This is a genomic window from Burkholderia sp. Ac-20392 (assembly GCF_017104585.1).
GTDB lineage: Bacteria > Pseudomonadota > Gammaproteobacteria > Burkholderiales > Burkholderiaceae > Burkholderia > Burkholderia lata.
Map to the genome: position 1 here is coordinate 1 of NZ_JAAGPB010000557.1, position 5,251 is coordinate 5,251.

The 5,251-nt window shown below is 69.4% G+C and carries 4 protein-coding genes and 1 pseudogene; 2 read left to right on the forward strand and 3 right to left on the reverse strand.

All coding sequences use genetic code 11. The features are described from left to right. Together G3N99_RS34385 and G3N99_RS34390 are read right to left on the reverse strand one after the other, a co-directional pair. Positions 1–980, reverse strand: a 980-nt coding sequence (locus G3N99_RS34385) for a CoA transferase (RefSeq protein WP_241012004.1), incomplete at its 3' end; no start/stop codon positions are given. 449 nt (positions 981–1,429) lie between these two features. After that, on the reverse strand, positions 1,430–1,753 hold the full coding sequence (locus G3N99_RS34390; RefSeq protein ID WP_174941489.1) for a DUF2917 domain-containing protein: 324 nt from the start codon (positions 1,751–1,753) through the stop codon (positions 1,430–1,432). Between the two features lie 218 nt (positions 1,754–1,971). On the opposite strand from G3N99_RS34390, the gene mdtD reads away from it, so the two are divergent. After that, positions 1,972–3,408, forward strand: coding sequence for a multidrug transporter subunit MdtD (gene mdtD / locus G3N99_RS34395; protein WP_041492932.1), 1,437 nt, complete (start codon positions 1,972–1,974; stop codon positions 3,406–3,408). Between the two features lie 189 nt (positions 3,409–3,597). Then, positions 3,598–4,872: an EAL domain-containing protein gene (locus tag G3N99_RS34400; RefSeq protein WP_174947944.1), complete on the forward strand. Its 1,275-nt coding sequence runs from the start codon at positions 3,598–3,600 to the stop codon at positions 4,870–4,872. Between the two features lie 22 nt (positions 4,873–4,894). On the opposite strand, the pseudogene G3N99_RS34405 reads toward G3N99_RS34400, so the two are convergent. Then, positions 4,895–5,251, reverse strand: a pseudogene (locus G3N99_RS34405) (SAM-dependent methyltransferase); the annotation flags it as partial.

Below are 5,251 nucleotides of genomic sequence, written 5' to 3' on the forward strand. Positions count from 1 at the left end.
CGACAACGCCCACTCAACCCCGGGTTCTCCCCCCTTTCCCTCCGCGCCGCTCTCCCGCCCCCGGCCACCCGCGCCGCCAGCGCTGGCGGCGAAAACCCGCGCGCCGCGAGCGCACCGGGCCGGTACGACTGCAGGAACACATCCGCATCGCGTGCGAGCGCGTGCAGCGCATCGACGCCCGCCGCATCGCGCAGGTCGATCCACGTCGAACGCTTGCCACGCCCGTTGTCGATCACGAGCGGCGCGATGTTCGGCAGGTGCGGGCCGTTGACCAGCAGCGTCTGCGCGCCGTGCGATGCGAGCGTGCGGCCCGCGACCGGCCCCGCGATGATGCGCGTGAGATCGAGCACACGCACACCCGTGAGCGGCTGGCCGGCTTCGCCGCGACCGATCGGCTCGATCGGTGCATCGCCGATCCGCTCGATTTCGAACAGCGGCAGCGACGCGATCGCGCGCGCCTGCTCGAGCGACGTCCACTCGTCAGGTGTTCTGATCAATGCGGCGCACAGCCCGGCCTCGGCCAGCACGGTATCGAGTGCCGCGCCGTCCCGCGCGCGGATCGCCGTGGCGACATCGTCCCGCTGCGCGCCGCAGCCGAGTACGTCGAGAATGCCGTTCAGGTGATGCGGGAAGTTCGCGTGCAACTGGATCCAGCGTCCGTCGCCCGTCTCGAAGAAACCCGTCACCGGATGACGCAACTCCGGCGGCGGGCCATCGTCCACCCGCAGGTAGCGTTCGCTGCGGAACGCGACGAGCGCGTCGCGCACCGACACGTCGACGGATTGCGTGACGCCCGTACGAAGCCGGTGGCATTCGGCTGCCGCGAGCCCGGCTGCCGCGATCGTCGCCGCGGCCAGCGTGCCGACCCGGAAGGTTGACGGCAGCGTCGGGTCCTGCCCGGTCACGGTCGCACGGGCCAGCGCGTCGGGGGCGCCATGGGCGAGCCGCCACAGATGCGTCAACGCGCGTTCGGGTGTCATGGCGGGATCGGCGGTGAGGAAGACAAGATCGAGTCTAGGATTCGCGACAGCCGCGAGCAATCCTGATTGCGCGAATCCGTGCATCACGCGCGGTCGTCTCCCCTGCGCCCCGGCGAAAGCGGCCGACATCACCTCCTCCAGCGCGCAGGAAGCCTGCCGGCATCCTCGATACCGGCGTGCCCCCTGCACATGCGAACCGCGACCTGCTGCGCTCGCTACCGCGCCGCGCAACCACGCACCGCTGCCATCACGCGGACAAAGTGCGGCTGCTCGCACACTGCCGTGCGGACGCGAAACGCACGCGCGGCGGCGTCGAACGTTCGCTCGACCGGAACGTACCGGAGCCGGACTCGCAGATCACGCAGATCGCCGCACGACTGCACGGCCGGCTGGATCACGCATGCGCTCGAACCATGCGCGGACGGAGAGCTGATCCCGCCCCGGGCGCGCTACGTCGGCAACGATGCGGGCGCGTGACGCCGGCCGTCGCGCCACGCGACGAGCGGCCTCCACCAAGCCTGCGCGGCACGCCTCGCCGGCACCTCGAGCGGACCGAACGCGAACGTCGCACTGTGCGACCCCGCGCTGACCCAGACGCGCATGCCGGGCGTCAGCATCAGCGAATCCCCGACGCCGAGCCAGTGATCGTCGTGCCGCCCCTCGATCGTCACCCAGACCTCGCCGTCGGCCACCTCCAGCGAGGTGCGATCGACGATCCGCCACCGACCGGCCGGCTCATCGCCCTCGATCACATAAAGTCGCAGTTCGCGCATGGCAGCCTCCTGGTCGCACGGGTCCGATGGCACCAGTATTTCGGACAGTGGCAGCACACGGACAGATACGGCTGCAGACACTTTTGGCTGAACTGTACTGGTCATTCGACGGGGACGGGCATCCGTCGGCCGGACTGCGCACCGCCCTTGCGCCGAACCTGCACGGCGCAATGGCTTTCCCTACAATGTCGGCTGTCCCGCGCCACCATCCCGCCCCCATGTTCCAGCGCCCGCCTGCCGCCGCTCCCGGCGAAAAGAACCTCACCGTGATGCTCTGGCTCGTCGCAACGGGCTTCTTCATGCAGACGCTCGACTCGACGATCGTGAACACGGCGCTGCCGTCGATGGCCGCGAGCCTCGGCGAATCGCCGCTGCGCATGCAGTCGGTCGTGATCGCGTACTCGCTGACGATGGCGGTGATGATCCCCGTGTCGGGCTGGCTCGCCGATACCTTCGGCACGCGGCGCGTGTTCTTCAGCGCGATCCTGGTGTTCTCGCTCGGCTCGCTGCTGTGCGCAAACGCGCATACGCTGACGCAGCTCGTCGCGTTCCGCGTCGTGCAAGGCGTCGGCGGCGCGATGCTGCTGCCGGTCGGACGCCTCGCGGTGCTGCGCACCTTCCCGGCCGAACGCTACCTGCCGGCGCTGTCGTTCGTCGCGATTCCCGGCCTGATCGGCCCGCTGATCGGGCCGACACTCGGCGGCTGGCTCGTGAAGATCGCGTCGTGGCACTGGATCTTCCTGATCAACGTACCGGTCGGCGTCGCAGGCTGCATCGCGACCTTCTATTCGATGCCCGATTCGCGCAACCCGGCCGTCGGCCGCTTCGACCTGAAGGGCTATCTGCTGCTGACGATCGGCATGGTCGCGATCTCGCTGTCGCTCGACGGGCTCGCCGATCTCGGGATGCAGCACGCGGCCGTGCTCGTGCTGCTGATCCTGAGCCTCGCGTGCTTCGTCGCATACGGGCTGTATGCGGTGCGCGCGCCGCAGCCGATCTTCTCGCTCGAGCTGTTCAGGATCCACACGTTCAGCGTCGGGCTGCTCGGCAACCTGTTCGCACGGATCGGCAGCGGCGCGATGCCGTACCTGATCCCGCTGCTGCTGCAGGTGAGCCTCGGCTACTCGGCGTTCGAGGCCGGGCTGATGATGCTGCCGGTGGCGGCGGCCGGGATGTTCTCGAAGCGGATCATCACGCGCCTGATCACGCGGCACGGCTACCGCAAGGTGCTGCTCGCGAACACGATCATGGTCGGCGTGATGATGGCGAGCTTCGCGCTGATGCGCGACACGGTGCCCGTCTGGGTGAAGGTGGTGCATCTCGCGCTGTTCGGCGGCTTCAACTCGATGCAGTTCACCGCGATGAACACGCTGACGCTGAAGGATCTCGGCACGGGCGGCGCGAGCAGCGGCAACAGCCTGTTCTCGCTCGTGCAGATGCTGTCGATGAGCCTCGGCGTCACGGTGGCGGGCGCGCTGCTCGCAACGTTCACGGGCATGCTGCGCACCGTGACGCCGAGCAACACGCTGCCGGCGTTCCATGCGACCTTCATCTGCGTCGGGATCATCACGGCGGCGTCCGCGTGGATCTTCGCGCAGCTCGCGCCCGAAATCCGCAGCACCGCGCGCAAGACCGACCCGTCCGAGCGCGCATGACGCGCGGCGCGCGCCGAACCGGGTCGGCGCGCACCATTGCGGTGCAGCGAGGCCCCGCGATGCGCATCTGAAACGCCTGCGATGCCCGCGGCTCGGCCGCGACGCGCCGCCGCACGGGGTACGATGCCGTGCACGCTTCTTGCTCGCCTATTCTCTAGGTAAACTGGCAGTCTTCCATCGGCCGACATCATGAGCATGATCGAAATCGATCCCCCCGGCTTTCAACCGCCCCGCCCCGTCGCCGGCGACGACGGGAACCGGCGCACCGTGCTGTACGGCGGCTACACCGTGTTCAGCGTGTTCCAGCCCGTTTTCTCGGTGTCGCACCGCCGCGCGATCGGTTATCACGCGTCGCTGCGTGCGCACGACGAGGAAAGCCGCCAGGTGGCGTCGCACGAGGTATTCACGCAGGCGGCGCGGCGCGGCGACCTGCTCGAGCTCGGCCGGCTCGCCGAATCGCTGCATCTCGGCAACTTCCACGCGTTCGACAGCCATGACGAATGGCTCTTCCTGAGCCTGCATCCGGCCGCGCTGATGGACACCGTCTACAGCGACGCAATGCTCGCGAACCTGAAGGCGCTCGGGCTGCCGCCGCACCGCGTGGTGCTCGAGGTGCCCGAACAGGCGGGCGGCGAGACGCCGCGCTACGCGGCGATCGTCGACGGGCTGCGCAAGGCCGGTTTCCTGATCGCACTCGTCGGGTTCGGCGCGAAGCATTCGAACATCGACCGCGTGTGGCACCTGCATCCCGACATCGTCACGCTCGACCGCGGCATCCTCGCGCAAGCGAGCGAGCACTCACATCTCGAACGCGTGCTGCCGGGGCTCGTGTCGCTGCTGCACGAATCCGGCCAGCTCGTGCTGATGGGCGGGCTCGCGACCGAACGCGACGCGCTGATCGCACTGGAATGCGACGTCGATTTCGTGCAGGGCCAGTACTTCGCGGGGCCAAGCGTCGAACCGGTGCAGCCGCAGGCCGCCGCGGGCTGCATGGATACGCTGTCGGCCGCGTTGCGGCTGCGCGTCGCGGAACGCGAGCGCACCCAGGCGGAACGGCTCGCACCGTACGTCGCGGCGCTCGAGGAAGCGAGCCGCAAGCTCGGCGCGGGCGAGCCGCTCACCGACGCAGCGGCCATCGTACTCGGGCTGCCCGAAACCGCGCGCTGCTTCCTGCTCGACGCATCGGGCCGCCAGATCGGCGACAACGTGCTCGCACGCGGCAGCGTCTCGCAGCGCGCGAAGCGCTTCCGGCCGCTGCTGCACTCCGAGGGCGCGAGCTGGGAACGGCGCCCGTACTTCATCGACGCGATGCGTGCACCGGGCCGCGTGCACCTGACGCCGCCCTACCTGTCGATCAACGAGGCGCACCTGTGCGTGACCGCGTCGATCGCCGCGCCGGTCGCGACCGGCATGCAGGTGCTCTGCGTCGACATCAACTGGGAAGCGGCACTCAACCGCGAATGAGCGCGCCGCCGCGCTGCCCTGCTTACGCGGTGGCGACGGTCTTGCGTACGATCAGCCGGTGCACGCGCTTGCCGGACGACGGGCTGACGACCTCGTGCTCGTCGATCACCTGCGTGCCGGCGCCAAGCGCCGCCCGCATCCGCGCCGAATCGAGCGGCGTGTAGAGGCGGCCACGCTCGTCGCGCAACGTGCCGTTTCCGGCCACCCGCCAGCTCATGTACAACGCGCCGCCCGGCATCAGGAGTTCGGCCAGCCGCGTGGCGGCGGCCGCCGCGTCCGCCTGTTCGAGATGCATGACGACCGTTTCGCACAGCACGTTGCGAAACGCGCCGGACGGCACGCCGGCCAGCGCCGGCAGCGTGGCCAGCTCGAAGGTGAG

What these genes read in the sequence shown, in the direction of transcription:
- mdtD (WP_041492932.1), top strand. Translation starts at nt 1,972, where the DNA reads ATGTTCCAGCGCCCGCCTGCCGCCGCTCCCGGCGAAAAGAACCTCACC.
- G3N99_RS34400 (WP_174947944.1), top strand. Translation starts at nt 3,598, where the DNA reads ATGAGCATGATCGAAATCGATCCCCCCGGCTTTCAACCGCCCCGCCCC.
- G3N99_RS34390 (WP_174941489.1), bottom strand. Translation starts at nt 1,753, where the DNA reads ATGCGCGAACTGCGACTTTATGTGATCGAGGGCGATGAGCCGGCCGGT.